This window comes from Leucobacter sp. M11 (genome assembly GCF_035726885.1).
GTDB lineage: Bacteria > Actinomycetota > Actinomycetes > Actinomycetales > Microbacteriaceae > JAPFRB01.
In genome coordinates this window covers 77,578-78,128 of record NZ_JAPFRB010000003.1, presented here as the reverse complement: position 1 = coordinate 78,128, position 551 = coordinate 77,578, and the positions used below count along the sequence as shown (strand labels likewise).

Genomic DNA, 551 nt, shown 5'->3' with positions numbered 1-551 from the left:
AGATCACCGAGCTCGACGGTGCGACCGTGCTCGTCACGGGCGCCGGACTCGTCGGCCTGACCGCAATTGCGATCGCGAACGACCGCGGGGCGACCGTGATCGCGGCTGACCCGGACGAGGGCCGCCGCCGCCTTGCCGAGCGCTTCGGGGCGCGGCGGGTCGTTGACCCCACCGCGGCGGAGGACGCCCCCGAATCCCTGCGCAGTGCGCTGGCCGAGCTGGGGGCCGCCGAGGGCGCGCAGGTGACGATCGAGGCCTCGGGCTCCGCGGCCGCGGTCACCCAGGCGATCAACGCGCTCGACATCGGCGGAGTCGCGGTGCTCGTCGGCAGTGTGCACCCGGTGGGCGCGGTGCCGCTCGACCCGGAATCGATGGTGCGGGGCCTGCGCACGGTGCGCGGCCTGCACAACTACACGCCGCGGCACCTCGTCGAGGCCGTCGGCTACCTGAGCGAGCGGTACGACGCCTACCCGTTCCGTGAGCTCGTCGGCGCGGAGTTCCCGCTCGCCGAGCTCGACGAGGCGGTCGCGCTCGCCGCCGCGGGTGGCTCG

At 75.0% G+C, this 551-nt stretch carries 1 protein-coding gene; it reads left to right on the top strand.

The features are described 5' to 3' along the window. Positions 1 to 551: zinc-binding dehydrogenase (locus tag OOT08_RS08605; protein ID WP_325092219.1), on the top strand; the 551-nt coding region annotated here is incomplete at both ends.